At 62.1% G+C, this 26,224-nt stretch carries 16 protein-coding genes; 11 read left to right on the top strand and 5 right to left on the bottom strand.

Translation table 11 applies throughout. The annotated features are described in order from the left end of the window. The 10 genes from recO to AC0VX3_RS18620 all read left to right on the top strand — a co-directional run bounded on the left by recO (position 1) and on the right by AC0VX3_RS18620 (position 13,999). A complete protein-coding gene (gene recO / locus AC0VX3_RS18575; RefSeq protein ID WP_475521750.1) occupies positions 1 to 756 on the top strand; it encodes a DNA repair protein RecO in 756 nt (251 codons plus the stop codon). 453 nt (positions 757 to 1,209) lie between these two features. Then, positions 1,210 to 4,464, top strand: coding sequence for a DUF2169 family type VI secretion system accessory protein (locus tag AC0VX3_RS18580; protein ID WP_475521751.1), 3,255 nt, complete (start codon positions 1,210 to 1,212; stop codon positions 4,462 to 4,464). Positions 4,465 to 4,511: 47 nt separating this feature from the next. Then, positions 4,512 to 5,639 (top strand): pentapeptide repeat-containing protein, encoded by a 1,128-nt coding sequence (locus AC0VX3_RS18585; RefSeq protein WP_475521752.1) that lies wholly within the window; start codon positions 4,512 to 4,514, stop codon positions 5,637 to 5,639. A 133-nt stretch (positions 5,640 to 5,772) separates the two neighbouring features. Next, on the top strand, positions 5,773 to 6,177 hold the full coding sequence (locus AC0VX3_RS18590; protein ID WP_475521753.1) for a PAAR-like domain-containing protein: 405 nt from the start codon (positions 5,773 to 5,775) through the stop codon (positions 6,175 to 6,177). 76 nt (positions 6,178 to 6,253) lie between these two features. Further along, positions 6,254 to 7,201, top strand: coding sequence for a hypothetical protein (locus tag AC0VX3_RS18595; RefSeq protein ID WP_475521754.1), 948 nt, complete (start codon positions 6,254 to 6,256; stop codon positions 7,199 to 7,201). A 33-nt stretch (positions 7,202 to 7,234) separates the two neighbouring features. Beyond that, complete coding sequence (locus tag AC0VX3_RS18600; protein ID WP_475521755.1) at positions 7,235 to 7,873, top strand: DUF3540 domain-containing protein; 639 nt, start codon at positions 7,235 to 7,237, stop codon at positions 7,871 to 7,873. Positions 7,874 to 7,921: 48 nt separating this feature from the next. After that, a complete protein-coding gene (locus AC0VX3_RS18605) occupies positions 7,922 to 9,826 on the top strand; it encodes a tetratricopeptide repeat protein (RefSeq protein WP_475521756.1) in 1,905 nt (634 codons plus the stop codon). Positions 9,827 to 9,966: 140 nt separating this feature from the next. Then, the gene (gene parC / locus AC0VX3_RS18610) at positions 9,967 to 12,219 is read left to right on the top strand and encodes a DNA topoisomerase IV subunit A (RefSeq protein ID WP_475521757.1); all 2,253 of its coding nucleotides are present in this window, start codon (positions 9,967 to 9,969) and stop codon (positions 12,217 to 12,219) included. 146 nt (positions 12,220 to 12,365) lie between these two features. Then, the gene (locus AC0VX3_RS18615; protein ID WP_475521758.1) at positions 12,366 to 13,529 is read left to right on the top strand and encodes an iron-containing alcohol dehydrogenase; all 1,164 of its coding nucleotides are present in this window, start codon (positions 12,366 to 12,368) and stop codon (positions 13,527 to 13,529) included. Further along, positions 13,526 to 13,999 carry an acyl-CoA thioesterase gene (locus AC0VX3_RS18620; RefSeq protein WP_475521759.1) on the top strand — a complete coding sequence of 158 codons (474 nt, stop codon included), beginning with the start codon at positions 13,526 to 13,528 and terminating at the stop codon, positions 13,997 to 13,999. The genes AC0VX3_RS18615 and AC0VX3_RS18620 overlap by 4 nt, the downstream gene beginning before the upstream one ends. A gap of 148 nt (positions 14,000 to 14,147) precedes the next feature. Here the strand turns inward: AC0VX3_RS18620 and smpB are convergent, their stop codons facing one another. Then, positions 14,148 to 14,627 (bottom strand): SsrA-binding protein SmpB, encoded by a 480-nt coding sequence (smpB, locus tag AC0VX3_RS18625; protein WP_342894029.1) that lies wholly within the window; start codon positions 14,625 to 14,627, stop codon positions 14,148 to 14,150. A gap of 55 nt (positions 14,628 to 14,682) precedes the next feature. Next, positions 14,683 to 15,561 carry a 4-hydroxy-tetrahydrodipicolinate synthase gene (gene dapA, locus AC0VX3_RS18630; protein WP_475521760.1) on the bottom strand — a complete coding sequence of 293 codons (879 nt, stop codon included), beginning with the start codon at positions 15,559 to 15,561 and terminating at the stop codon, positions 14,683 to 14,685. A gap of 277 nt (positions 15,562 to 15,838) precedes the next feature. On the opposite strand from dapA, the gene AC0VX3_RS18635 reads away from it, so the two are divergent. Next, positions 15,839 to 16,768: an alpha/beta fold hydrolase gene (locus tag AC0VX3_RS18635; protein ID WP_475521761.1), complete on the top strand. Its 930-nt coding sequence runs from the start codon at positions 15,839 to 15,841 to the stop codon at positions 16,766 to 16,768. A gap of 132 nt (positions 16,769 to 16,900) precedes the next feature. On the opposite strand, the gene AC0VX3_RS18640 is transcribed toward AC0VX3_RS18635, so the two are convergent. The 3 genes from AC0VX3_RS18640 to AC0VX3_RS18650 form a co-directional block, all read right to left on the bottom strand. Then, on the bottom strand, positions 16,901 to 18,043 hold the full coding sequence (locus tag AC0VX3_RS18640; RefSeq protein WP_475521762.1) for a porin: 1,143 nt from the start codon (positions 18,041 to 18,043) through the stop codon (positions 16,901 to 16,903). Between the two features lie 473 nt (positions 18,044 to 18,516). After that, the gene (gene pbpC / locus AC0VX3_RS18645) at positions 18,517 to 20,643 is read right to left on the bottom strand and encodes a penicillin-binding protein 1C (RefSeq protein WP_475521763.1); all 2,127 of its coding nucleotides are present in this window, start codon (positions 20,641 to 20,643) and stop codon (positions 18,517 to 18,519) included. Between the two features lie 18 nt (positions 20,644 to 20,661). After that, complete coding sequence (locus AC0VX3_RS18650) at positions 20,662 to 26,148, bottom strand: alpha-2-macroglobulin family protein (protein ID WP_475521764.1); 5,487 nt, start codon at positions 26,146 to 26,148, stop codon at positions 20,662 to 20,664. Between the last annotated feature and the right edge of the window lie 76 nt (positions 26,149 to 26,224).

The following is a 26,224-nucleotide window of genomic DNA, read 5'->3' on the forward strand; positions in this document are numbered from 1 at the left end:
TTGGAATGGAGCGGACGCGGCGTGGTTCTGACCACCCGCAAACACGGCGAGAACAACGTCATTCTGGAGGCCATGACACTGGATCACGGCCGCCACCTCGGGCTCGTCCGCGGCGGCCGGTCGAAACGGCTGCGTCCATCGCTGCAACCGGGCAACAGTCTGCTGCTCACCTGGAAGGCGCGCCTTTCGGACCAGCTCGGGCAATTCCGGATCGAACCGGAAACCCTGCGGGCCGGAGACCTGATGACCAACGCAGTCGGCCTCACCGGGCTGCAGCACCTGGCCTTCCTGCTGCGCCTGTTGCCCGAACGCCACCCCTACCCCGGGCTTTTCGAGGCCATGAACGTGCTTCTGGAACATCTGGAAGCCGCCGACACGGCCGGTGCCCTGTTCATCCTGTTCGAACTCCAGGTTCTGCGTGAACTCGGCGCCGGTCTCGACTTGTCCGCCTGCGCGGCAACCGGCGGACGGGATGATCTGGCTTATGTGTCGCCCAGGTCCGCCCGCGCCGTCAGCCGGGAGGCCGGCCTGCCCTATCATGACAAGCTGCTCCCCCTGCCTTCGTTCCTGCTCGACGGCCAGCGCCAGCCAGGCAGTGAACTCACCTGGAGCGATGTGACCCAGGGCTTCGAGCTCACCAGCTTCTTCATTGACCGGCACCTGTCCGATCACGGGCTGCAGGACGGCGGTACGCGCGCCCAGTTTCTCAATGCCCTGGAGAAACGCTACCGCTCGGACTATCCGTGGAACTTTTGAGCCAAGCGGTTTCCGCCTTGACGGAAGTCACCCCTGTTTCGAGGAAGACACCGCACGGTCAGGTCATCGGCGGCCCATTTTTTCAGCTCGCCGGCGATCCGGACTTCGATGGAAGGGCGCGCGCGGGGGCCTTGCGGTGTCGCCAGAAACGGCCCGTTTTTCGCATTAATGAATACAGTAGATTATTTTCACTGCGGTCTGGTTTTCCCCGGCGGGCCGATATCGCCAAGGACGCGCCCCATTTTCAGGGACGACCATCTGAATCCGCCACTTCTTGTATTGCACCGGACGGTCTGCAATCCTACATTCACCGTCACCGGGTCGTCATGTCATATTTTGTCAGGTTCAATTCGACGGCGAATTCAAGAAGATAAACTGTCTTAGACGCAGCTGATGTTGCGGTACTGATTTCAATCAGCTCAAGCGCATCAGAATACCGGGACGGGAGTGAAAGTGCCTGCAATCATCAAACCGTCCAGGATCTCCTCATCGTTGCACACCCAGGTTGTCGAAGGCGGAAGCGTCCTGACAGCCTCGGCATTCCTGCTCTTCGATGTTGCCCGTCCTTTTGAGTTGTACACGGAACAGGCGCTCTGGCCGATGGTGGTCGAACAGATGCCCGATGGCGGTATCTTCGACAAGGGCCAGCTCAAGCCAAGGGCGGAGATGATTGTCGCCGGTCACGCGCTCGCGCCCCATCATCAGCCGGTCACGGGTCTGAAGGTCACCGCAAGGCTCGGGGACAAGGTCAAGCGTCTGGCAGTGTTCGGCGACCGTTTCTGGCGTCTCACCGACCAGGGCATCGAGATCGTCGGTCCCGAGCCCTTTGACAAGATGCCCATCAGCGAAATCCATGCATTCGGCGGCGAAGGCTTCCCGATGAACCCGAAGGGCAAGGGGTTCGGAGCGCTTAAACTGGTCGAGGCGGGCATTGACGCGCCGTTGCCCAACATCGAGAACGGCGCTGCGCTGATCCTGTCGCCCGGCGACACACCCCATCCGGCCCATTTCGGTCCGATCGGGCCTGACAATCCGGACAGGCTCAAGCTTGCGGGCACCTTCGACAAGCACTGGGTCGACCATGTGTCGCCGCTCAGGCCGGATGACTTCAATCCCCTGTTCAACTGCGACGCCCCTGCCGATCAGCGTTTCGACGGTTTCCTGAAGGGGGGAGAAACCTTTTCCGTCACCGGCATGTGCCGGTCCGGTCAGCCGGTCGGAGGCGTCCTGCCGGGTTTTCGCGTGCGTGCCTTCATCCAGCGCAAGACCGATGGCAGCCTGACCGAGACCAGCATGGTCTGCGACACCGCAACCGTTTTTCCGAATGTCGGCAAGGCCGTGATGGCCTTTCGCGGACTTGTGAAAAGCACCGACCGGCTCGGCGAGGACATCGGCGCCGTGCTTTTTGCTGTCGAACACAGCGATGCGGCACCGCGTCCCGCCGACTATTACCAGCATGTGTTCCAGCTGCGCACGGACCCCGAACAGGCCTACAAGCATGCCCTGTCCGACCACCAGCTGATGCCGGAGACCGACCCCGCGATCCTGGTCGGCAAACGGCAGGAACGCATGGACCGCGCCATCCAGGAGCGGCGCAAGTTCCTGGCGGATTCCGACTGGATGGTCCGGAAGAAGCTGGACGAGGCCGGCGTGCCCACCGACATCCTGCCTCCCGCCGATCCGGATCGCGGAGCGGACATTCCCATGATCGGATTGCCGACACCGGAGGAGTTCGCCAGCGGGGATTTCGATATTGCCGAGATGATCGAGGATGTCGAACGACTGGAAAAGGAATTGACCCTCAAGGCGGATCAGGAGATGGCGCGTGCAGAGCTGTTGCGGCGTGACGCCGTTGCTGCTGCGCCCCTGGAGATCCGGGACCTGATGGACGGGCGCCCTTTTGCCAGCGACGAACAGATCGCCGCCGCGAATGTTTCCGCAGATCCAGCTCTGGAGCCGGGGTTGAATGCGCTGGCCGACATGCCTGTCTCCCTGAAGCAGACCTTTGCCGACAATATCGACCCGGAGAAGGTCAACGACCGCTCAGCCGAGGCACAGGCAAAACTTCAGGAAGCGCTCGACAAGATCGACAACCTTGCGCAGCACGGTCAGGCTGACGAGACCGAACAGCACGAGCTCGCCTGCGCCCGCGCTCTGCGGCGTCCGGAAGGCTCACTGCTTTATCCGATACGCCGGCAGCTGGGCGAACTCGAGCTGGACACGCAGGCCGTGCCCTCTTCGTTGCTTGATCCGATGTCCGCCTTGTCCGGTGACACACGGAATGAACTGAATCTTGCGCCCTTGCCAGATGGATCCCCCGGCTTGGAAGACCCGGAGAAAGTTGATTTTTTCGCAGCCCTTTCAAAAGCCGGGCAGTCATCCAAACTCGGGACAGAAGCTGCCGCGGACGAGCTCGCGCAAGCGCTTGGTCCGACAGAGGCCCTTCTTCGCGCGCAGTTCCCTCATCTGATCGAGCCTGGCATGGAAGACCAGCCTCTGGCTGGCGTGATGAGCAAACTGGAGGCTATGGATCTTCCTGAAGTGGAAGACGCCCACATGCCGATTGGCGACCGTTTCGAACAGGTCAACGAGGAGATGAAATCCACGCTCGACGAGCTTGAGCCGAGACTCGCTGAAACACTGACCACAGGACGGCAGATGTCGCCACAGGCGATGTTTCCGCAGGAAGCAATGTTGCCCGCCGTCGCGCTTTCAGCTGGCAAACTGGTCGCGGAGAAACTGGCCGAGGGGCATGATTTCAAGGGCGCCGACCTTGCCGGCCTCAGTCTGCGCGGACTTGATTTCTCCAACCGTGACCTGTCCGGAACGTTTTTCGAACAGGCCGATCTGACCGGCGCATGCTTCAAAGGTTGCCGCCTGGACGGTGCGGTGTTCACCTCCGCCAATCTGGAAGGTGCCGATTTCAGGTCGAGCAACCTTGGTGGCTCCAACTTCAGCGCAGCAAAGCTGACGCATGCAAATCTGGGCGATGCTGCGTTGTCCAATTGCCTGCTGATCGGGGCCGACCTCAGCGGCATGGTCGCAGACAACGCAAGGCTCATCGATGTCACCTTCCTGGAGTGCACGCTGGACGGCACCATCCTGAAGGAAAGCCGGCTGGAACAGGTAAAGGTAGCCCAGGGATCCGCGGTCGGGCTGGATCTGTCGGGGTCGACCCTCGATACGGTCGTTTTCATCGACGTGCCGATGACCCGATCGGTTTTTACCGGGAGCCGGTTCAACCGGGCGGCCTTCACGAACGTCTCGGCAGCCGACTCCAATTTCACCTCCGCCGAGCTTCACGAGACCGGCTTCCAGGGCGGCTGCGATCTCTCTCGTGCCCGGTTCGAGGCTGTTACGGCCACCGACACCTGCTGGAACGGCGCGAAACTGGAGGAGAGCCTTTATCTGAAGGCGAGCTGCCAGTCCTGCCTGTTTATCGGGTGTAACATGCAGTCGGTGGATGGACGCACTGCGTCGTTCAGGAAAGCCCGGTTCATGCAATCGGACCTCAGGTACAGCGACTTCTGCGCCGCGGATTTCTTCGCCGCGTCGCTCAGCCAGTCGGATCTGCGACAGGCATCGATGCGGCACGCCAGCCTGTTCGGTGCCGACCTGATGGATTCCAGGCTGGCCAGTTGCGACCTGTCGCATGCGAATCTGGGCGGGACCGCCATGAACCAGGCAGTGCAAGTGGCCGCGCAGTAGCAGACCGGCACAATGGACCAACGAAGAACGGTCCAAAGAGAAAGGAGATGAGTTTGAGCGCAGAGAAACGGGAGACCCAATTCATTTCCGTTGCGGACATGATGGACCATTTCGCGCATTCCCAGCCTGTGCTTCTGAAGCACGCGCAAAGGGAAACGCTGACCGGACAGGATTTTACCGGAGCCATCTGGATTGAGTGCGATCTGTCGGGATCCGACTTTTCAAACAGCTGCCTCTTGAACGCCCAGTTCGTGTCCTGCGACCTGTCCGGCTGCACGTTTTCCTCCGCGCAGCTCATCTCGACGCAATTCATCAGATGCGTGCTGAGTTCCGCTCGTTTTGACGGCTGCGCTCTGGACAATGCGCAATTCATCGAGTGCAAGACGGACAAGCTCGGCTTGCGCGGGGCGTCTCTCAACCAGACGGGCATGGCGCAATCCGACCTCTCCGGTGCGGACCTGGGTGCGGCCACGGCGGACCGTTGCGCCGTTCTGGATTGCGGCATCGGTGGGATCTCGATTGAAAACGCGACCTTGACCAATTTCATCATGACCGGAGCGGATCTGCGGGAAGTCAATCTGACAAATGCAACAATCGACACCGCCGTGTTTGCGGATGCGGATCTGTCCGGCAAGGACCTTTCCGGCCAGACATTTCAGCGATGCACCTTCAACAAGGGCCAGTTCGCAGGCGCCAATCTCAGCGGATCCGTGCTGCAGCAATCCATGTTCATCGCCTGCGATCTGACCAAGGCCGACCTGTCAAGAAGCGGAGCGAAGTTGGCTGCCTTCAACGGCTGCGCCCTCGACGGCACCAATTTCAGTGGCAGCAACCTTGTCATGGCCGGCTTTTCGGGATCCAGCATGACGGGGGCCGATTTCACCGGTTCGCACATGTGGTCGGCAGTGCTTCAGGACACGGATTGCCGTGCCGCCCGCTTTGAACACAGCGATCTGCGCCAGGCGGACTTTTCCCACGCCAACCTGGCGGCCGCCAATCTTGGAGCGGCCGTGTTTGCAAACACCAAGATGCATGCCGCCAAAACCGATGCTGCGCTCCTCAGCGGCACGTACGGCAGCATACTGGGCACCGACGAGAATTTGCTGGTTGCGGAAGCCTATGCGCCCCGACAGGTGCTGCTGGACGACGAAGACGGCAGACAGAATGCGCCTTGAGGCGGAATTTCGGGATAGAGGATATGGCAAAAGTGACACGTACCCATACTCTTACAGCCGGATCTTCACACCCGGTCCTGCAACGCATCACGTCGACGACTGCGATGCCCGGTCATCAAGAAGAGGACAGATCATGCCTTTCGTGAATTCCCAGGGCCCTCTGCCGGGAATGGATCTCGCCGTCCCGGACGTCTATCTGCAGACGACACCGGCCGGTCCTGTTCCCGTTCCCCTCCTGAGCACCGGAATGCGTGCGACGGAAATACCAAAGTGCACACGCGTGCTGGTGCAATGCATGCCGCCGCATACCGTGATGGACCAGACCCCCGTCACCATCAGCGGGCCCGGTCCGGGCGCTGTTTCGGGCCAGGTCTGCTCCTCCTCCAGGAGCCTCAAAGGCTCGACGAAACTCATCCTTCAGGTGGCTCCGGCAACACGTGCCCTGATGGATCCGACGGGCCAGAACGGCAACGTGCCGAATTCCGTCGGAAACACGGTCGTGCCTTCCCAGATCCGGATGTTGAACCCAAGCCCCTAGGGCAGGAGACCGGAAGGACTAGGGCGGGCAATTACGGTGGGATACAGGGCGAAGTCTGGAAAAAGGGACTGTTGAAATGGCTACAAATAGCGACGTGGATCTCGATACGACTGACAACAGCGCGTACCTGTTCGTGCCGACAGTGGGTGGTTCAAGCAGCACCCCCGGCGCGATGCTGCGGCTTGGCAGCTATTGCGACAATGAGACAGCTGCCGACGACGACGCCACTGCAAAGTTGTTCTATCCGTCACAATTCGTCGCAGACAATACAGCCAATATCGCGACGATCTACACGCTGGCGTCCGGCAAGGACGGCTCGGGAAATGTTCTTGGCGGCATCCTGCTGGCCTGTGACGGCGTCGCGCTGGTCAAGGCCGGCAAGGAAATGTACGTCAACTGTGGCGGCGCACTCCATGTTGAAAGCGGCGATGCGGTGACGATAAAATCCGGCGGGAAGGCCGGAAACGACATCAACATTGATGCCGGCACGGAAGGTGAGATCAATGAAACTGCCAAGCAGAGAACGACCAACCTCCTAGGAAACGATTTCACGGAAACCTCCAAGGACAGCTTCACAATCAATCACGGCGACACGGTTGCCATTACCTACGGCACGAAAACATTCATCACTCTGGGGAGCCAGCAGTCCGTCAGTGTCGGTGGCGTCTTTGCCGGCAACCTGTCGGGCGGGGTGACTGTCAGTGTCGGCATTTATTTCACGGCCAATCTTTCGGCCGCGTTTTCCTACACGCTCCTGTCCGTCGGCGTGACCCAGTTCGGATTCTCAAAAACAGTTACCGATCTGAAGGCAAAGGATATGACGATAGAAAACTCCCTGGCCGAAATCAGCTCCAAACTCATGGCCGTGGGCAGCAAGCAGGTTGAACTCGATAATTCGGTGACCGCACTGGAAAACCGGCCTGTCCAGGTCACCAACAACAACACCGTCTTGATAAGGAACACGATCGACCTGCGGAACAGCAACGTTCTGGTCAACATGGGCAATTTGGCCGTTTTCACCTGATTGACAGAATGACCCCATTGAGGATCACAACAAATGACCAAGGAAACGAAACGGGAGCAGGTATACAGCAAGCAGAAGCAGGGCGCCCCCGACGGTGGCAGTCTGGTAACGGCCACCGTGTCGCTGATGCTGTCGAAGACGGACCTGTCGCTCAGGACGCAAGACGGCCAGGACCTGTTCGCGCGCCAGGCCGGAAGCTGCCTGCTGGCGCCCGCCGTGGGCGACCGGGTCCTGGTTTATAGTGCAGGCACCGAAGCGTTCGTTCTGGCCGTGCTGGTGCGCGGTGACGAGAGCCGCATTCCCGAACTCGGCGTTCCGGATGCCACGTCGCTGCGCCTGTCTGCTGAAGACGGACTTGAATTGTCAGCGAACGAACTGAATTTCAAGGCCACCAGCCTCGGCATTCTGGCGAAGACCATCGTTCAGTCCGCCGGCTCCGTCACCCTGCACGCCAAGCAGGTTGTGGAGGCAATCGTCGACAAGTTCAGTTCCGTGCGCAGCGTGACCCTGAGAGCCGAGACCCGCTCGGCCAGGATCGAGAAGACCGAATCCGTAACCGCAGGTACGCTCGTTCACAAGACAGACGGTGTCTCGCTTCAAAACAGCGAGATTTCCCTCATCAACGCCAAGCAGGATGTGCGTCTGGATGGCGAAAGGGTGAGCATCGGTTAACCGGACGCCGTCTCAAAACCACTTTCGCCGAACTGGATAAACCACCACATGATGTCCGTAAAAGACCGCCTGGAGGCGGCAGCGCAACACAAGGTATCCGGCGACCGGGCGAGCGCGACCGCCCTTCTGGAAGGTATCCTGGACATCGCGCCCGGACACGGGCGAGCGCTCACCGCGCTGGCCGAAATCCGGCTGGAGGAAGGCGCGCCCGATCAGGCGATAAAGCTTCTGACGGAAGTGCTCGAGCGCGACAGGGCCGACATCTCGGCGCGCAACCTGCTTGCAAGCGTGTTTCTGGCCCGAGACAGGGTCGATCAGGCGCGGGATCTCGTCGTAGAAACCCTTGAGCTGGCACCAGGCGACGTCCAGTCTTGCGTGTTGCGCGCAGAACTTCTGATGCGGGAAGACGCCCCTGGACAGGCTGAGCGGGTGTTGCGCGCGGCGCTGGAATGCAACCCCGGCGATCCGGCGCTCCTGTCGGCTCTGGCAGGTCTTTTCACGACCCTGAGCCAAAGCCGGGCAGCCTTGCAACTGGCACAGGACGCGCTCGCCCAGGAGCCGGGCAATGCCCGGTTCCAGGCCAGGCTGGGGCGTATACTCGCGCAACTGGGAGACCACGAAAAAGCGCTGCCTCATCTGGAGGCCGCGCATTTGCGCTTGCCGACCGATCCGCTGATCCTGCTGTTTCTTGCCGAAACCCAGGTGGCCCTCGGCCTTGCTAGAGAAGCCCGGGTGCTGGCAAAACGACTGACGGTCCGCTTTCCCGGCCTTCTCGAAGGTTGGCGCCTCCTCATCGGTATTGAGGCCTTGCGCGGCGACACCACTCAGGTGCTTTCCGATTACCTGCAACAGATCAGGAAACACCCGGACAAGACGGCTGCGGTGATTTCCCTCGCCATCACGTATCGCAGTCTCGGCCATCTGGTCAAAGCGCGCGAACTGCTCCGTCCGTTTCTGGATGAAACCGCACCGTTCAATGCCCCCGACCGGCACCATGCGCTGAATGTTCTGCGCGACTGCCTACTGGCGTCGGATCAGCTTGAGGATCTCGCGCGAACCCTTCCCGTGTCCGAGATGATCCAACGCCTCCATGCCCCGGAAGACGCTGCGAAATCGGCTGATACAGATCTCCTTCTGGAGGCGCTTGGGCAACACGATGTTCTTCTCGATCCGACGCTGTCCAGTCTGGACGTGCTGGTGTTGATGCGGTTCGCGCGCGGGCAGCGGCCCGGGTCGTTGCAACGGAGAATTTTTGGCGCCGCCCATCTGGCTCCAGTTGCCGATCTCGCCGGCGAATTCTCCTTTGTTGAGATCGACAGTGTTGCCGGGCGCGAGGCGCTGGCCGCTTCCGAACCTCCGGTTCAGCTGACGGCGTCTCTCGCCCTTGCTCCGGAAACATTCCGCACGATGCGACAATGGTGCCCTTACATCGGGGCAAATGCCGACAGCCGACGGACTTGGCGCGAGGCGCTGAAAGAACTGCCCCGCCCTCTTGTCGCGCTGTCCTGGAACGCCAACCGTCCCGGTCTCCTTCTGGACGACTACAGGACCGTAATTGCACAGGAAAATGGCTTCAAAGGAACTCTTGTCAGTGCCATGTGGGACGAGTCCCGCCATCAGCTTTCAGACTGGCCGTCCATCATCGACGCGGGCACGCATTTCAAGTCACTGGGCGACCTGACCGCCCTGCTCGCCGAGGTCGACCTGCTGGTTGGACCGGATGGTCTGCCCACCCATGTCGCCGGGGCCATGGGCCGACCCACCGCCCTTCTGACGCAGCCGGCTCCTCCCTGGTACTGGCACTCAAGCAACGGCGCGGCAACCTGGTACCCTTCGGCTCGCGTCCTGCAGACCGGGCGTTTCGGCCATTGGGCGGAGCTGATGGGCGATCTGGCCGCCCCGCTTCAGGCCATTCTCCACTCGGGACAGACGGCCGGAATGGACGTGATTTAGCCGGATCGCCCTGTCCTTCATGCATCGGCACGGGAAATTCGCCCACAGTGGCGGCGATTTCCGTTGAAAATCCGCCAATTGCCGCCATGAACCGGACCTGGTGAATTGCGCCGGGTCCCCGAAACGGCTAGCAAGCAAATATGGGAAAAGAGACGACACCACCGCCAGGCGGCGCAGAAGCCATCAACCTGAAGGAAGCGCTTGAAGAGCGCTATCTGGCCTATGCCCTGTCGACGATCATGCACCGGGCCCTGCCGGATGTGCGCGACGGGCTGAAACCGGTTCACCGCCGCCTGCTTTACGCCATGCGCCTGCTCAAGCTCGATCCCGGTTCCGGGTTCAAGAAATGTGCGCGTGTCGTCGGCGACGTCATCGGTAAATACCATCCCCATGGCGACCAGGCCGTCTACGATGCTCTGGTCCGTCTTGCCCAGAGTTTCGCGCAGCGCTATCCGCTCATCGACGGCCAGGGCAATTTCGGCAATGTCGACGGCGATAACGCGGCGGCCATGCGCTACACCGAAGCGCGCATGACCGACACCGCCAAGCGGCTGCTGGACGGTCTGGACGAAAACGCGGTCGACTTCCGGGAAACCTATGACGGCGAGGACAAGGAACCGATCGTCCTGCCGGGCGGGTTTCCCAATCTGCTGGGCAACGGTTCGTCGGGCATTGCCGTCGGCATGGCGACATCCATTCCGCCGCACAATGCCTATGAGCTGTGCCAGGCCAGCCTGCACCTGATCAAGAATCCGAATGCGGAAGTCGACGAACTTCTGGACTACATCAAGGGGCCGGATTTTCCGACCGGCGGTCTGCTGGTGTCCGACCAGGGGTCGATCCGCGAAGCCTATGCCACGGGTCGGGGCAGCTTCCGCGTCCGCGCGCGCTGGGAAGTCGAGGATCTCGGCCGCGGCCAATGGGCCATCGTCGTCACCGAAATCCCGTATCAGGTCCAGAAGTCGCGCCTGATCGAAAAGATCGCCGAACTCCTGACGGCCCGCAAACTGCCCCTGCTCGACGACATCCGCGATGAATCGGCCGAAGACATCCGTGTCGTTCTGGTTCCGCGCTCGCGCAATGTCGACGCCAATCTGCTGATGGAATCCCTGTTCAAGCTGACGGATCTGGAAAACCGGTTCTCACTGAACATGAATGTCCTGTCCATGGGCAAGGTGCCGATGGTCATGGGTCTCAAGCAGGTGCTGCGCGAGTGGCTCGACCACCGCAAGGACGTGCTGATCCGCCGGTCCGAATACCGGCTGGGCCAGATCAACCACCGGCTCGAGGTTCTGGCAGGCTATCTAGTCGCCTATCTGAACCTGGATGAGGTCATCCGCATCATCCGCGAAGAGGACGATGCCAAGGCGTCCCTGATCAGGACATTCGAACTGACCGACGTGCAGGCGGAGGCCATCTTGAACATGCGCCTGCGGTCCCTGCGCAAGCTTGAAGAGATGGAAATCCGCAAGGAGCACGAGAAACTCTCGCTGGAAAAAGACGGGCTGATCAAGCTGCTCGATTCGGACACCCGCCAATGGACCGTGATTTCCAAGGAAATCGCCGAAATCTGCAAGGTCTACGGTCCGGAGACCGATATCGGCCGCCGCCGGACCGACAAGTCGGAAGCACCCGAAGCCGATCTGATAGATATTCAGCAGGCCATGATCGAGCGGGAACCGATCACCGTCATCATCTCCGAGAAAGGCTGGATCCGGGCCTTGAAGGGACACCAGAGCGATCTTTCCGGACAGTCCTTCAAGCAGGGCGACAAGCTGAAACTGGCCTTCACTGCGGAAACGACCGACAAGATCCTGCTGTTTTCCTCGGGCGGCAAGTTTTTCACTCTTGGCGCCGATCGGCTGCCGGGCGGCCGGGGACACGGCGAACCGATCCGCCTGATGGTGGAAATGGACGAGGCACAGGACGTGGTCAGCGCCTTCGTCCACAAGCCGGGCCGCACGCTGCTTCTGGCCAGCACGGAGGCGCGCGGGTTTGTGGTGTCCGAAGACGATGTCATCGCCAACACCCGAAAAGGCAAGCAGGTCCTCAACCTGGCCGCCCCGTCGGAAGCTGCGCTCTGCGTCGAGGCTGCCGGAGACCAGGTGGCCATCATCGGCGAGAATCGCAAGCTCCTGATTTTCCCGCTGGCGCAAGTCCCGCAGATGGGCCGCGGACGCGGCGTCCGGCTGCAACGCTACCGGGACGGATTGATTTCCGACCTGCGTGTCTTCAAGGGCGAGGATGGACTGACCTGGAGCGACAGCTCCGGACGCAGCTTCACCCGCACGATGGCAGACATGGCCGAATGGTGCGGCGAACGCGGCAATGCCGGACGCCTGCCGCCGACAGGCTTCCCGAGGTCGAACAAGTTCGGTTCGCGCAAGCTCTAGCATCCCCCCAGCAAACGGGTTCCCGGGCGAGCCGGGAACCGGCTTCAGCAGGGCTTCGGGGAAACAGAGCCAAACCGATCACCTGGCTCTCGACGCGATGCCGTTGAGAGTGCACTCTGCGAGGATATCAGCACCCGGGGGGACGGATGATCGGAGCTTTCACCTTCAACACAAGCCAGCGAATTGTTTTCGAGACCGGATCGGCGGCAAAACTCGACGCACATGCGGCCTCCTTTCTCGGCCCCCGCCCCTTTCTCGTCACCGACCCGGGGATTATCGGGCTTGATCTGCAGGGGCCGTGCGAAGCGGCACTTCGACAGGCAGGACACCTGCTGTCCCGGTTTGCCGACGTCGCGGCCGACCCGCCCCGGGCATTGGTCGATGCGGCCGTGGACGCCGCGCGCCAACACGGGGCAACGTCGGTTATCGGCTTCGGCGGCGGTTCGTCGCTCGACGTCGCAAAACTGGTCGCCCTTGTTCTGGGCAGCGGTGAAGACCTCGACGACGCCTGGGGGATCGGTAACGCAAAAGGTCCGCGCCTGCCGCTGATCCTCGTGCCGACGACGGCAGGTACCGGTTCCGAAGTCACTCCGATTTCGATCATCACCGTGGGAGAAGAGGAAAAGCGCGGAGTGGTGTCTCCGCTCCTGCTGCCGGATATTGCGGTTCTCGATCCCTTGCTGACCCTTGGCCTTCCGGCCCCGGTCACGGCAGCAACGGGCATAGACGCGATGGTGCATGCCATCGAGGCCTTTGCATCCAGATCGGCCAACAACAATCCTGTCTCCAGAACCCTGGCGGTGGAAGCGCTGCGCCTTCTGGGCGCCAATATCGAAAAAGCGGTTTTCACGCCCGGGGACGCGGACGCAAGAGGCGCCATGCTGCTCGGATCCCTGCTCGCCGGCATGGCTTTCGCCAATTCCCCGGTGGCCGCCGTCCACGCACTGGCGTATCCGATCGGCGGCACGTTTCATGTGCCTCACGGCCTGTCCAATGCCCTTGTGCTGCCGCATGTGCTCACATTCAACAACAGCGTGGCCGCCGCGACATACGCCGAGATCGCGCCTGCCGTGTTTCCGCAACTCACCAACATCGCGGACGGGTCCGACAGGGCCGAAGTGTTCGCCGCCATGCTGACCGATCTGTCGCGGAACCTTGGTCTCCACACCCGCTTGCGCGATGTCGGTATCGGCAAAAAGGATCTGCCGAAGCTGGCCAGCGACGCGATGAAACAGACCCGGCTGCTGGTCAACAACCCGAAAGAAATTACCGAAGCGGACGCCTTTGAAATCTACACGGCGGCCTTATGAAATCCACACACATTCCACAGGCCACGCGCCCACTTCCCGGAAAACGGACTGAATTCTCGACGTTTCAGGTTATCCCCACACGGTGGATGGATGTGGATGTCTATGGACACGTCAACAATGTTCAGTATTTGAGCTTCTTCGACACCGCCGTGAACAGCTGGTACGTCGAAAACGGCCTGCTGGACCCGGTCAACAGCCCGGAGATCTTTCTGGTGGTTGAGACCGGCTGCACCTATTTCTCCGAACTGACGTTTCCCGGAGAGGTTCATGCCGGGTTGAAGATCGGGAAACTCGGCTCCAGCTCTGTGATTTTCGAGGTCGGATTGTTTGCCGGCGACGCGGTCGAAACCGCCGCCCACGGCCGCTTCGTCCATGTCCACGTCGACCGCGATACCCGTCGCCCCGTGCCCATCCCCGAGCACAAGCGCCTCATTCTGGCCGGACTGACGGCCAGTTCCTTTCACGGCTAAGGCGTATTCACAAGCCATGCACAGGATGTTCCGCCGTGACGGCGCATGCGCCCGCACAGGTTTTACACACCTTATCCACAACCTGCACACACGTTGGGCACAGGTTCTCCACATGCGGGGCTGCGCGGCCCCCTCACCTCGAAGAGTTTCAGCTCATGTTCTTCATGAGACGGGATTTCTCCCGCTGCCAGTCGCGCTTTTTCTCGGTTTCGCGCTTGTCGTGCAGCTTTTTCCCGCGGGCCAGAGCCAGTTCCATCTTGGCGCGGCCCTTGTCATTGAAATACAGCTTGAGCGGGACAATCGTCTTGCCGTCCTTCTGGACGGCACTGGCGAACTTGCCGATTTCACGTTTGTTCAGCAGCAACTTGCGGGGCCGGCGCGGTTCATGGTTGAAGCGGTTGGCCTGCAGGTACTCCGGGATATAGACGTTGTAGATCCAGATCTCGCCATTGCGCTCGGCCGCATAGGATTCAGCGATGTTCGCCTTGCCTGTCCGGAGCGACTTGACTTCCGTACCCTTCAGCTCGATTCCGGCCTCAAGAGTATCCTCGATCTCGTAATTGAACCGGGCCTTCCGGTTGTCGGAGATGATCTTCCGTCCCGGATCGCCCCCTTTTTTCGGAGCCATGTTTTTCCTTTCTGGTGCCTTGTCTCACGGACACACGCACCAGATGTTCTTGTTGTCAGTTCATCAAACCGGCATGGGCCATCGCGGCGCGGATTTCATCCCGTGCCCCTTCGGTGACGGGTACCAGCGGCAGGCGCAGGTCTTCCTCGCACTTGCCCAGCAGGGACAATGCATATTTGGCCCCGCCAGGGCTCGGTTCAAGGAACAATGCACGATGAAGCGGCGCCAGCCGGTCCTGATAGTCCAGAGCCTTGGTAAAATCTCCGGCCAGTGTCGCGGCCTGAAATTCCGCACACAGACGCGGCGCGACGTTGGCCGTGACGGAAATACACCCGACGCCCCCATGCGCATTGAACGCGAGCGCGGAGATATCTTCACCCGACAACTGGAGGAAATCCGGACCGCACAATTCCCGCTGACGGCTCGCCTTTGCCATGTCAGCGGTCGCATCCTTGACGCCCTTGATATTGGCGCATGTTTCGAAAAGCTCGGCCATCGTCTCCGGGGTCATGTCGATGATCGACCGGCCCGGAATATTGTAGATGAGAATCGGAATACCGACCGCATCGTTGACCGCCTTGAAATGCGCCTTGAGGCCGGCCTGGTTCGGCTTGTTGTAATAGGGCGTAACCAAGAGGAGGGCTTCCGCGCCGGCCATTTCCGCATGACGGGCAAAATCGACCGCCTCGATCGTGTTGTTGGAGCCGGCGCCCGCAATCACCGGAACCCGTCCGGCGGCCGCTTCGATGCAAAGCTCAATGACACGCTTGTGTTCGGCATGGGTCAGCGTCGGGCTTTCTCCGGTGGTTCCGACAGGCACAAGTCCACTGGATCCTTCCGAAATCTGCCAGTCCACAAACTCCTGAAACCGTTTCTCTTCAAGCGCTCCGTCCTTGAACGGGGTAATCAGCGCTGGAATGGAGCCTTTGAACATCTCGGTTTCCTTTTGGTGGATCTGGATCTTTCGGCGCGCGAAAGGAGTGTGAACGTCAACGGAGGCGCAACATACTCATCTGCTCGACCCGGAGCAATGCTTGCGGCGGATTTACGGACCTGCTTTTGGGACTTTTCTTCAAGGTGTCGCACCAATGTTCGGGGAACGGAGCAAATCGACCGGTATTCGTAAGGGAAGTTCCTATTGGCAGACCTTCGTCAACAACTCTATCTTGCAGGAAAACAGCAATCGGATGGAAACGTTCCAGGAGACAGCCATGACTTCCGCGACCCAAAAACCGCTCGACGAAGACCACCTCGCTTCATCTTCGAACGATTTCTGCTTCACCTGGCAGAGCCCGGACGGCCTGGCCCTCACCGGTCGGGAATGGCCTGCGCAGGTGCCTCAAGACGGACGGGCCCATCCTGGCATTCCGGTTCTATGCTTGCCGGGACTCTCACGTAACACTCGTGATTTCAATGATATAGCCCGACTTCTTCAATCCAGGGGACACCGTGTTATCGCACTGGATTATCGTGGCAGAGGTCTCAGTGACTGGGATCCGGATTGGCGCAACTACGCCCTGCCGATAGAGGAAAAGGACATCGACGCCGCGATCGAGCATCTGGCGCTTGACCGTTTTGCCCTTCTCGGCACTTCTAGGGGGGGACTGCATGCGCTTGTGATGGGCGGCCACTACCCTGCTTCGCGCATGGCCGCCGTCATCCTCAACGATGTCGGTCCGCATATCGAAATGCGGGCGATCCACCGGATCGCGGCGACACTCGGCCGGAACATGAAGGCAGACTCCCTGGTGGCTGTCGCGGGCAATCTGGAACGGACCATCGGCAACCAGTTTCCCGCGTTTCATGCCGCCGACTGGCTGAAACTCGCGGGCCAGCTCGCCACCGAGCAGAACGGACAGGCGATCATGGACTACGATCCCGCGCTGGCGCATCAACTGGCAAGCATCGACGATGCCGCTCCGGTCGCCGACCTCTGGCATCTTTATGAAAACCTGACCGACCGGCCCGTTCTCATTCTGCATGGGGAGCATTCCGATCTGCTCAGCGCCGAAACCTGCAAACGCATGGTGGCTTCACACCCGAAGGCGGAGCTCGAAACGGTCCCCGGACAGGGACATGCCCCTGTTCTCTGGGATCGGGCGACCTGCGAACGGGTCGCTTCTTTCCTGAAAGACATTTGACGCGGACGAAACTGCAGGACGCGCTTCGGCCCGGAAACGACCTTCTTCATGCCGGTTCTTTCCCGGCACCAGACAAAAAGAAAACCCGGCGTTTCCGCCGGGTTTTCCCATCAAACCTCGAGTGAGGGTTGATTAGAAGTCGCGCTGTACGCGGAGACGAGCGACGAGGTTGTCGAAGTCGCCAACACCGGACAGGTCGTTGTGGCTGTAGCCCAGATCGCCACCAATGGTGAAGCCGGAAACCGGGGACCACTGAACGGAACCGTCGATTGCGTAACGCTCGTGATCCGGGTTCGCACCGTAGTCGATGTCCATGTAGGAACCATCGAGTGCGAGGCCGACCGTGGAAGTCGCCTGGTAGTAGATACCACCGCTGAGGGAGTAACCGGTCGAAGTGTCGTTGCCAACATAGTCGCTGTTGGTGGACGTCACGCCGTTGATGGTCACGCCGCTCTGGCCGATGTAGCTCAGTGCGCCGTCAGCATACTGTGCCTGGAAGAAGACGTTGGAACCGGAGGACAGCATGTCCAGGTTGATTGCAACGCCAGCGCCGATTGCCCAGCCGAGGTGCTCGTCGGTGCCTACAGCAGCCGGACGAACGTGGTGCAGAGCACCGGACAGCTGTGCGGAACCCCAGCCCTGCGACACGCCGAGAGCGGCGACGAAGTCAGGCATACGTGTGCCGCCATAAGCACCGGTTGCGCGGTCAGCACCGTCTTCGATAGCGGCCGTGAAGGAGAAGCCGTTGCCGAAGGCAGCGGTGTAAGCCAGCTGCTGGATGGTGTTATCAGACCAGTTACGAGTGATCGGACCGGACCAAACCTGACCAGTGAAGATGTCGAAGTTCGAACCGAGGTAACCCATGGTCAGGCCGCCCCACTGGATGTAGGTGCTGCCGAAGTCGAAGGACTCGGCGCCACCGGTGGTGACCTGGCCTTCGAGGGTCACGAATGCGCGCAGCGTGCCGAATTCGGTGGCTGTGCGTGCGTCGAGGTACAGGTAACCTTCGGTGTCCCAGTCGTAGCCGTTGTCGCCACGTGCGCCCCAACCGTCTTCCACGTCGGAAGCGAAGTTGTTGATGGTGATCTGCGTACGAACGCGGCCACCAACACGCAGGCAAGTCTCGGTGCCCGGGATGTAGTAGAATTTCGAACCGTAGGCATCGCAAACGCGAACGTAGTCAACCGGCTCCGGAGCAACCGGAAGATCGGCTGCCTGTGCGGTGGTGGCGGTAGCAACGGCTGCTGCGCCGAGCATCAAGCTCTTGAGTTTCATAATCTGACCTCCAAATCAGTCAATTCAATTGGCACCAACAAACGGTACCTTTGTCCCCGCGAATGAATTCTGTGTTTGTTACCGACCGGAGGTTGGACGTCCGAAGTAATCAAACCAGTGCGGCCCGAAGCCGCTCGCATGAGTGACCATACGCATCCGGCTTCACGGTTCAACACTGAATGCAGTTCCCACCTCCCCTGCAGGCTGCTTTCAAAAACCGGTGTTGCGCGAATGTCACAAAATCGGGTCGGAAATTTAGAATTCGTTAGGATTCTAAGGGATTTGGCGACAGGTCACGCCCGTTATCAGGCTTCCGCCCCCGTGATTGCGCCTGCTCGATCGGCTGTTTTTGGCAGGAGAACCGAATCTCTTTGCCGTCTTTCGTTGCCGGGTCGGATTCGCCGACAGGCTCCGCGCAAGCGGAGGCCGGATCAGAAGGGCGATTCCCGTCATCGGTTAGGCCGCGCTGCTCTTTACCGGAGACGAACAGTGACCCCTGCACTCTTTCCCGACGAATCGAGGATGGTCACTTCGGCGAACCCGGCTTGCCCGGGCTGCCACACAAGTTGCCGTTCCCTGCTGCCTCCCGGCAGAGGGCGGTCGTTGACCAGATAGGAGAAGGGCCCCTTGCCGCCCTTGAACTTGACGACAAGAGGTTGCGCGGTTTTCCCGCCGCCGTCCGTCCCGCCGAGTCCCAGATCCAGTTCCGCGCCATCGGGCGGATAGAAAATGCGGACCGGATCCCCGGCCGCCATGTTGGCGACCCGATCCGGCAACCTGGCGAAACGAAGGGGCACGGGCACTTCGCCGGCAACTTGCGGCCAGGCAATCGGCGGTCTCGCCGGAAACGGCACACGCCTGGACCCGAGCGCCTGGAAGGCCTCGAACAGAACCGGCACGGCAACCTTCATGCCGGTGGCACCCGGAACCGGAGTTCCGTCCGGACGGCCCGACCAGACCGCGATGACATGGCGGCCGTCATAGCCGACAGCCCAGGCATCGCGGTAGCCATAGGATGTGCCGGTCTTGTAGGCGACATGGAAGGTCTCGGCACTTTGAACTTGGGGCAGCCCCGCCAGAACATCGCTCACCTGCCACGCGGCCTTTCCGCTCAAGACCGGCGCCGCCGATCCGGCCTGGAGGGGTTCGCAGGTTTCGCGGCAGACCGACAGCGCCACGGCTTTGCCGCCCCGTCCCAACGCGGCATAGGCCTGTGCCAGGTCCTTCAGCGACAGGCCAACCCCGCCGAGACTGATCGCCAGCCCCGGGGAAACCCCTTTTTCCAGGACCGGCGCAGCGCCCGCACGTTTCAGCCGCGCGATCAGCCGCGCCGGACCCACCGCTTCCAGCAGCTTGACCGCGGGCGTGTTCAGGGAAAGCTGCAACGCTTCGCGCAACGTCACCGTCCCCTGATAGCCCTGGTCGAAATTCGTCGGCTGGTAACCGGCAATGTCCGTCGCACGGTCCTCGATGTAGCTTTCGGGAAGCCCGATTCCCTCTTCGAAGGCCAACCCGTATATGAATGGCTTGAGCGTTGAGCCGGGCGAGCGGATCGCGCGGGTCATGTCGACATGGCCTTCGCGCGCGCTGTCCAGAAGATCCGGGGCGCCGATGCTGGCCAGGATTTCTCCGCTGCGGTGGTCGGCGACCAGCAGTGCCAGTGACACCGGACGCGGCAGGGCCCCTGCCTTGCGCCGCATCAGGGCTTCAAGCCCGGACTGCAGGTCCCGATCGATGGTCAGCCGGTGCACCTGCCGTCGCGGCGCGCGCTGCCGTGCCCTGCGGCTTTCATGCGGTGCGAACAGCGGCATGGCATGCCGCCTCGCCCCGAGAGGCTCCCCCGCCGCGGACCCTGCCTCCTCTGCGCTCAGGATGCCGGCTTGCACGGCCCGGCGCAGCACCCGGTTGCGAGCCTTGATTGCCTGCCCGGGATACCGGTCGGGGCGCCTGGCTTCCGGGCTCTGCGGCAGGGCGACCAGAAGCGCTGCTTCGGCCGGTGTCAGCCGACGCGGTTCCTTGCCGAACCAGGTCAGGCTCGCCGCCCGCACGCCTTCAAGGTTGCCGCCGAACGGCGCGCGCAGCGCATAGAGCCGCAGGATGTCTTCCTTCGAGAAGGTGTTTTCCAGTTTCACCGCGCGCAGGAGCTGTTCGTATTTGCGCTGAAGCGATCTGGTCGGTCGCTCGTCCAGAAGGCGGGCAACCTGCATGGTCAGTGTAGAGCCACCGGAAACGATGCGCCCGGAACGCAGGCTCTGCAGGGCGGAGCGGACAAGCGCGCGCAGATCGTATCCGCCATGGTCGAAGAACCGCTTGTCCTCGAAGGCGAGCAGCAGTCTGAAATAGAGCGGATCGATCGTATCGGGTTCAACCGGCAGCCGCCACTTGTCGTCCGAGCTGGTGAAGGCACGCAGCAGCCGGTCCTCCCGGTCAAGCACGACCGACGAAAGCGGCAGGTCGGCGACGCGCGGCGGCGCCGGCAGCGCGGCGTAGTCGTGGCGCAGCTTGGCCTGGCCGCACAGCGCCAGCGCCGCGAGCGCCAGCCCGGCGGCGGCTCCCCAGCGCCGGGCCATGTGCCAATCCGCCGGCCTCGCGATACGCATGAGCCGCATCTCGCCGCTTTATCTGGTCGGTCCGAGCACCACAAACCTTCCGGTCGCGGTGACGGCCCGCCTGTCGGGACGGTACATGTCCTCAACGGATGCCGGCGGATGGGCGTAGCTGCCGGGCGTGGCGGCACGGGCGAGATAGGCGAACGTCAATTCCTTGCCGCTCCAGCGGGTCTGGTCGACCGCGACCTCGAACCTGTCGGTATAGAACGCCGAATGCTCGGGCTGATCCACGGTGTCGAGGAATGACAGCCCGCCCAGATCGCCCGAGCGCACAAGGCGGGGATTGTCGATGACAATGCCTGCCGGCAGCCTGTCGACCACCATCAACCGGCCCGGCTGGTCGCTCAAGGCCCGGACGGTGACGACAACCGCGAGCCGCGTGTTCACCGGCACGGCGGACGGATCCACCGGATTGCCATCGAGGTCATAGACGGTCCGCTCCAGGGCATAGTCCTTGCCGCTTGCCGGTTCGGGAACCAGCGGCTGACCGGCAACAGACACCAGAAGCTCGGTGGCCATGCCGCCGTTGTTCTTCACCTCGGCCGGGAAATCGCCGACCTCGCTGCCCGCGAGCGACCAGGCCAGACGGCCGGGTGTCTCTTCGCCGCGCACCGAAAGGCGCGCCTCGGCCGCAGATTCGTTGAGCGCGTTCGCCGCCAGCAGCAACCACGCCATGTCCTGGGTCGACCGGTTCGGCGTCCCGCTCTGGGCGGCCTTGAGGAGATCGACCGCCTCGTTCCTGAGGCTGTCCCCCATCGAGGCCGACGCGACATAGTCGGTCACACCGGCGCTGTCGCGCAGCTTTGAGCCATAATCGCTGCGGTAGGATTGCGCCCGGTCGGACGGCAATGCGGCAAGCGCCGCCTGGAAGCCGGTGGCCGCGCGCTCCCGCTCCCCGTAGAGAGCCAGGCCCGCCGCCACCTGCGCCTTTGCCAGCGGCGTGGCAAAACTCTGCAGCTTGGCGTCGAGATAGTAGCGCAGGTCCCCCATGGAGGCGCGCCCGTTGCGGGCCAGCACATAAAGCGCATAGGCGACACCTTCGCCGCCATCCTGGAAATCGGAGGCATAGGCAAGCCTGTTCTCCAGATTGTCCAGCGCCGTGGTGAAGGCCAGATCGGGCACAAGGTAACCTTTTTCCCGTGCGCGGGTCAGAAAGTCCGTCACATAGGCATCGAGCCATGTGTCACCGTCGCCATAACTCGACCAGAGACCGAAATCCCCGGAGGAGGACTGGTTCGCCAGAACGCGGGCCACCGCCTTGACCACCCGTTCGCGGATGGCGCTGTCGCCGCCAAGACCCGCCGCCTCGGCGACCTCACCCAGATAAAGCAGCGGCAGCGCGCGGCTGGTGGTCTGCTCGGTGCAGCCATAGGGATACCGGTCCAGAGCCGCCAGCAAGCCCGCGACATCGACGCTCGCGGCGCCGCCCGCGGTCAATGTAATGTCGACCGTGTCCGCCCGCAGGCCGTCGAAACTGTCCGCCGTCAGCGACAGGGTGTCTCCGGACGCAAGCGTGAATGCGGACCTGCGCACCACTTCCGGCTGGGTGTCCCTGATCTCGAGACCAAAGCGCTTGACGTAGGTCTTGCCCTCGGGGCCCGTCAGGGACGCGACCACCTCGGACGTGGTCCGGATGTCCCCCGCGGCAATGGTCATGAGCACGAGCGACTTGCCGCCGCTCTCCAGCTCCAGTGTCCGGGTCTGGCTGGCGCTGCCGCCCTCAAGGCTCAGACCGCCATCAACCGACACTTCCAGCGCGTAGGCGCCCGGGGCGCCGTCGACATTGTCGATCTCGAGCGCAAGGCGCGACCTGTCTCCCGGCGCAAGGAACGCCGGTGTGCTTGCGGTCATCACCACCGGTGAGCGGACTTCCACTTCCTTGTCCGCGTGGCCGACGCCCTGCCCGGTCCAGGCGACCGCCATCAGTTTGAGGGCTCCGTTAAAGGCGGGAATGTCGAAAGACACCATGGCCTCGCCATCGGCGTCCAGTGCCACCAGGCCGGAAAACAGCGCGACCGGTTCCTCGTCCGGCGGCGGCGCGTCCAGCCGCATCCCGGCGGCATCTCCGCCGGACCGCACGCGCCCGGGCGTGCCCGCCATCCGGTCGATCAGCTGACCGTAAAGATCGCGAACGTCGGTGCCGAGCCTGCGCTGGCCGAAATACCAGCCTTCCGGGTCGGGGGTTTCATATGCGGTCAGATTGAGGATACCGACATCGACCGCCGCCACGGTGACATAGGCCTGCGTGCCGGGTTCAAGATTGGCAAGCTTGACAGGAACCTCCAGCGTGGTTTCCGGCAGAATGCGGGCCGGCGGCGTCAATTCGACAGCAAGCGCCCGCGCACCGGGATCGACCTGCAGCCAGGACAGGCCCATCGCCCGGGACGGCATGCGTTTCTGGTCCAGATCCATGGGGCGGTAGAGGCTGGCCGTGATATAGGCACCGGCCCCCCAGTCGTCGCTGACAGGGATCTCGACCTCGGTTTCCTCTCCGGAGACTTCCACCGTCCTGCTGGCCAGCAGACCACCTGAGACGACATTGACCACGGCAATGCCCGCCATTTGCGGTTTCAGGCGCAATCTGGCGACGTTGCCGGGCCGGTAGCTGGTCTTGTCCAGGCCGACATCGAGATAGTCCGGCGTCTCCGAAGTTGCGTCGGCTGTGTACCAGCCGGCATTGAAGGTCACGCGCGTCATGGTCTGCAGCGCGCCGCTGCCCTCGACATCAAGCCGGTATTCGCCCCATTCGACCGGGAGTGACAATTGCCCCGGCTGTCCGGCGGTTGTCTCGAGTTCTCCGGAGGCAATCCTGCGCGTCGTGGTGATCGGTTCATACGACCAGCGGCCGTCATACCGGTACCACTGATACCGGCGGTCGACCTTCGAAAGGCTCCAGCCTAGGCCCGAAGCGTCGGTTTCCTCGCCGTTCGCGCCGACCACGATCACGGAAAACGCCGCCGGGCCACCTTCGTCGACACCGCCGTCAAACGCCGGCTTGACGCCGATGCGGGCGCTGTCCAGGGCCACCGGCAGATCCAGGTCCCGTTCCACGTAACGGCCGCCGGCTTCGACCAGACGGGTCACAAGCCGCGCGTCATAGAGCATCGTCGTTTCGGGCAATTCCGGCAGGACCACCTCGAAATCGAGCTTGCCGTCTGCATCCGTCTTCAGGCCGGACGTGATGGAACCGCGCTCCGCGTATGCGTCCGCATCGGCCACGCCGAAGCGGTAGCCCGGAAACGCCTCCAGCGCGCGCACCGGCCGGACGATGACATCCCCTTCAAGCGTCTGTCCGCCGGCGGGCGAGCCATAGAGGAACCTGGCTTCGAGCGACATGTCGGTCGGAGCTGTCCTGCTGAACGATGTGGCCGCTGTTTCGAGGTCGAAATCGACACGCTCAGGCTGGTAGTCTTCCACCAGGAACGTCTGCTGCGACAGCGCCTGTCCCTTGGGATCGGCGAACACCCGCCAGGACCAGATGCCCTGCTGGGCGGAAGCGCCCAGGGTCAGATCCTGAAGATGACCGCCGAGACCACCGTCGGCGACCGTGTAGCGGGCATGTTCGACACCGTCCGGACGGGTAAAGATGAAGGTAAGCGGGAAATCCTCCTGTGCCACGGCGCTCGCGTTGCGCAGCAATGCCTGGGCATGAACGGTCTCGCCGGCCTTGTAGATGCCGCGTTCGGTCCAGGCGAAGACATCCAGCGGTCCCGGCGCAGGCCGGCCCTCGACGCCGCGGTCGGACAGGTCGAATGCGGGTTTGCGCAGGTCCAGGAACGAATAGTCACCGTCAGCCGTTTCGGCGACCAACACGCCGGGAGCCAGACCGCCGCGGCCACGGGACAGGCCCGCGGCGAATTCGGCAAAGCCGTCCGCGTTGGTCGCCGTTTCACCGAGGATCTCGTTGTTGACCGCAAGCAGCCGGACGGTCACGCCCTCCAGCGCCGCCGCCGTCGACAGGGAGCGGATGTTCGCCGCGATCCCGGCATCGCCGGACAGGGTCGTGATCCCCAGATCGGAGACGAGGAACCACTGGGTCGCCAGCGCGCTCCACCGGTTCTTCTGGTCCAGGCTGGACCGGGCCGTCATGGCATAGACGCCGGGCTTCAGGTCGATGCCCGTTTCGGCCACCGGAATGGCTGTGGTCATGTCCACATTGAGATCATTGCCGGTCTCAACGATCCCCGACCAGACCTTTTCACCGAGTTCGTCCTCGACCTGATCTGCCTGATAGGGGTCTAGCTGGCGCAGGAACCTGTTGTCCCGAAGAATTTCGGCAACGGTCCGGTCGCCCACCCGGTAAATCGCGGTTTCGACTTCGGAGGTGTTCACCGACACGATCGGAATGGTCGGATTGCCTCCCGAAGGCAGCACATAGGACCGGCTCAGGAAATTCACGGACGGCGACCGGTCCTTCACGTAGATGGACAATTCGGCGGACTTTTCCAGCTTTTCGCCATCTGCGGCGGGAAGACCGCTACGGGCCGTGACCCGGTAGCGGGCCCCGTGCTTCAGGCCGTCGGCACAGATCTGGCTCTCCTCCGCTCCGATTGCGAAGGTGCCCTCGCCACTGACAGTGACATAAGGGCTCATGTCTTCGCCGACCGGCAGTTTCTGCGAGAACACCAGGCACACCCGTGGCGATGCGCTGTCGGAATCGACCTCGTGCGAGACGATGCGAAAACCGTGCTTGGCGACGAAATCCTCGTAGCGCCGGCGGACGCCCGGATTGTCCTCAAGAGCAAGGGAGGCACGCAGAACCTTGATCGCGGTCCTGAATTCATTTCGAAGCGCCAGAGAGCGGCCCAGCAGGTCAAGGGCCTGTGCACGCTCCGGGCTGCTCACCGCTTGCAGATATGCGTTGATCGAGGCAAAGACGCCGTTTTTCCGTTTGGTTTCCCGCTGCTGCCAGTCGTCCGGGTTCTGCTGGAGCAAGGCAGTGGAGAGCCGCATCCAGGCATCGAAGTCGCCGGGTTCCAGCCGGAGCAGTTGCAGAAAGTCCGCTTCCGCCAGGGCTGCGTTGCCATTGCCGAGCGCCGCAAGGCCGCTGCGGCGCAATTGATCGGTGCTCTGTCCGCCCGGCCGCACGGAATTTCCGATGCCGAGCTTGTAGGTTTGAGCGCTTTCAAGCTGCGCTGCGGGAACGAAGGCAAGCTCGGCTTTCCGGTCCGCGCTCTGATCGGCCCTGGGCGCCTTGACCTCGACAACACGGCCGGCGATCGCGCCGGCGAAGCTTTGCAGTTCTCCAAAGTCGGATTTCAGGAAACACCAGCCCGCAGAGGTGTTGAAGGTAAAGGCCCGGCACTGGTTGTCCTCAAGGCAGGCGGACTTGCAGGCCTCCAGATCGACATCCTTCACGGTTCGGTAGTCACCGCCGAAAAAGTCGGCCTGGTCGATGGTCACGATGCGCTTGTCCTGGGCGGCTGCCGGCAGCGTCAAAAGGACCGCGGCACAAGCTGCCAGCGATGCACGTCGCAGTTTCTTCGATATGGGCATGATCTTTGATCCGAAATTCAATTGAACACGTTTGAAAACAGGCGAAAAAACAACCATGGCCAGTCCTCCCGGGCCG

Source organism: Roseibium sp. QJM3NY_11, from assembly GCF_056173175.1.

Coding starts and splice junctions, on each gene's coding strand:
- smpB (WP_342894029.1), bottom strand. CDS start 14,627: ATGGCTCCGAAAAAAGGGGGCGATCCGGGACGGAAGATCATCTCCGAC.
- AC0VX3_RS18620 (WP_475521759.1), top strand. CDS start 13,526: ATGAAATCCACACACATTCCACAGGCCACGCGCCCACTTCCCGGAAAA.
- AC0VX3_RS18600 (WP_475521755.1), top strand. CDS start 7,235: ATGACCAAGGAAACGAAACGGGAGCAGGTATACAGCAAGCAGAAGCAG.
- AC0VX3_RS18595 (WP_475521754.1), top strand. CDS start 6,254: ATGGCTACAAATAGCGACGTGGATCTCGATACGACTGACAACAGCGCG.
- pbpC (WP_475521763.1), bottom strand. CDS start 20,643: ATGCGTATCGCGAGGCCGGCGGATTGGCACATGGCCCGGCGCTGGGGA.
- dapA (WP_475521760.1), bottom strand. CDS start 15,561: ATGTTCAAAGGCTCCATTCCAGCGCTGATTACCCCGTTCAAGGACGGA.
- AC0VX3_RS18590 (WP_475521753.1), top strand. CDS start 5,773: ATGCCTTTCGTGAATTCCCAGGGCCCTCTGCCGGGAATGGATCTCGCC.
- AC0VX3_RS18605 (WP_475521756.1), top strand. CDS start 7,922: ATGATGTCCGTAAAAGACCGCCTGGAGGCGGCAGCGCAACACAAGGTA.
- AC0VX3_RS18615 (WP_475521758.1), top strand. CDS start 12,366: ATGATCGGAGCTTTCACCTTCAACACAAGCCAGCGAATTGTTTTCGAG.
- AC0VX3_RS18640 (WP_475521762.1), bottom strand. CDS start 18,043: ATGAAACTCAAGAGCTTGATGCTCGGCGCAGCAGCCGTTGCTACCGCC.
- AC0VX3_RS18635 (WP_475521761.1), top strand. CDS start 15,839: ATGACTTCCGCGACCCAAAAACCGCTCGACGAAGACCACCTCGCTTCA.
- parC (WP_475521757.1), top strand. CDS start 9,967: ATGGGAAAAGAGACGACACCACCGCCAGGCGGCGCAGAAGCCATCAAC.
- AC0VX3_RS18650 (WP_475521764.1), bottom strand. CDS start 26,148: ATGCCCATATCGAAGAAACTGCGACGTGCATCGCTGGCAGCTTGTGCC.
- AC0VX3_RS18585 (WP_475521752.1), top strand. CDS start 4,512: ATGAGTTTGAGCGCAGAGAAACGGGAGACCCAATTCATTTCCGTTGCG.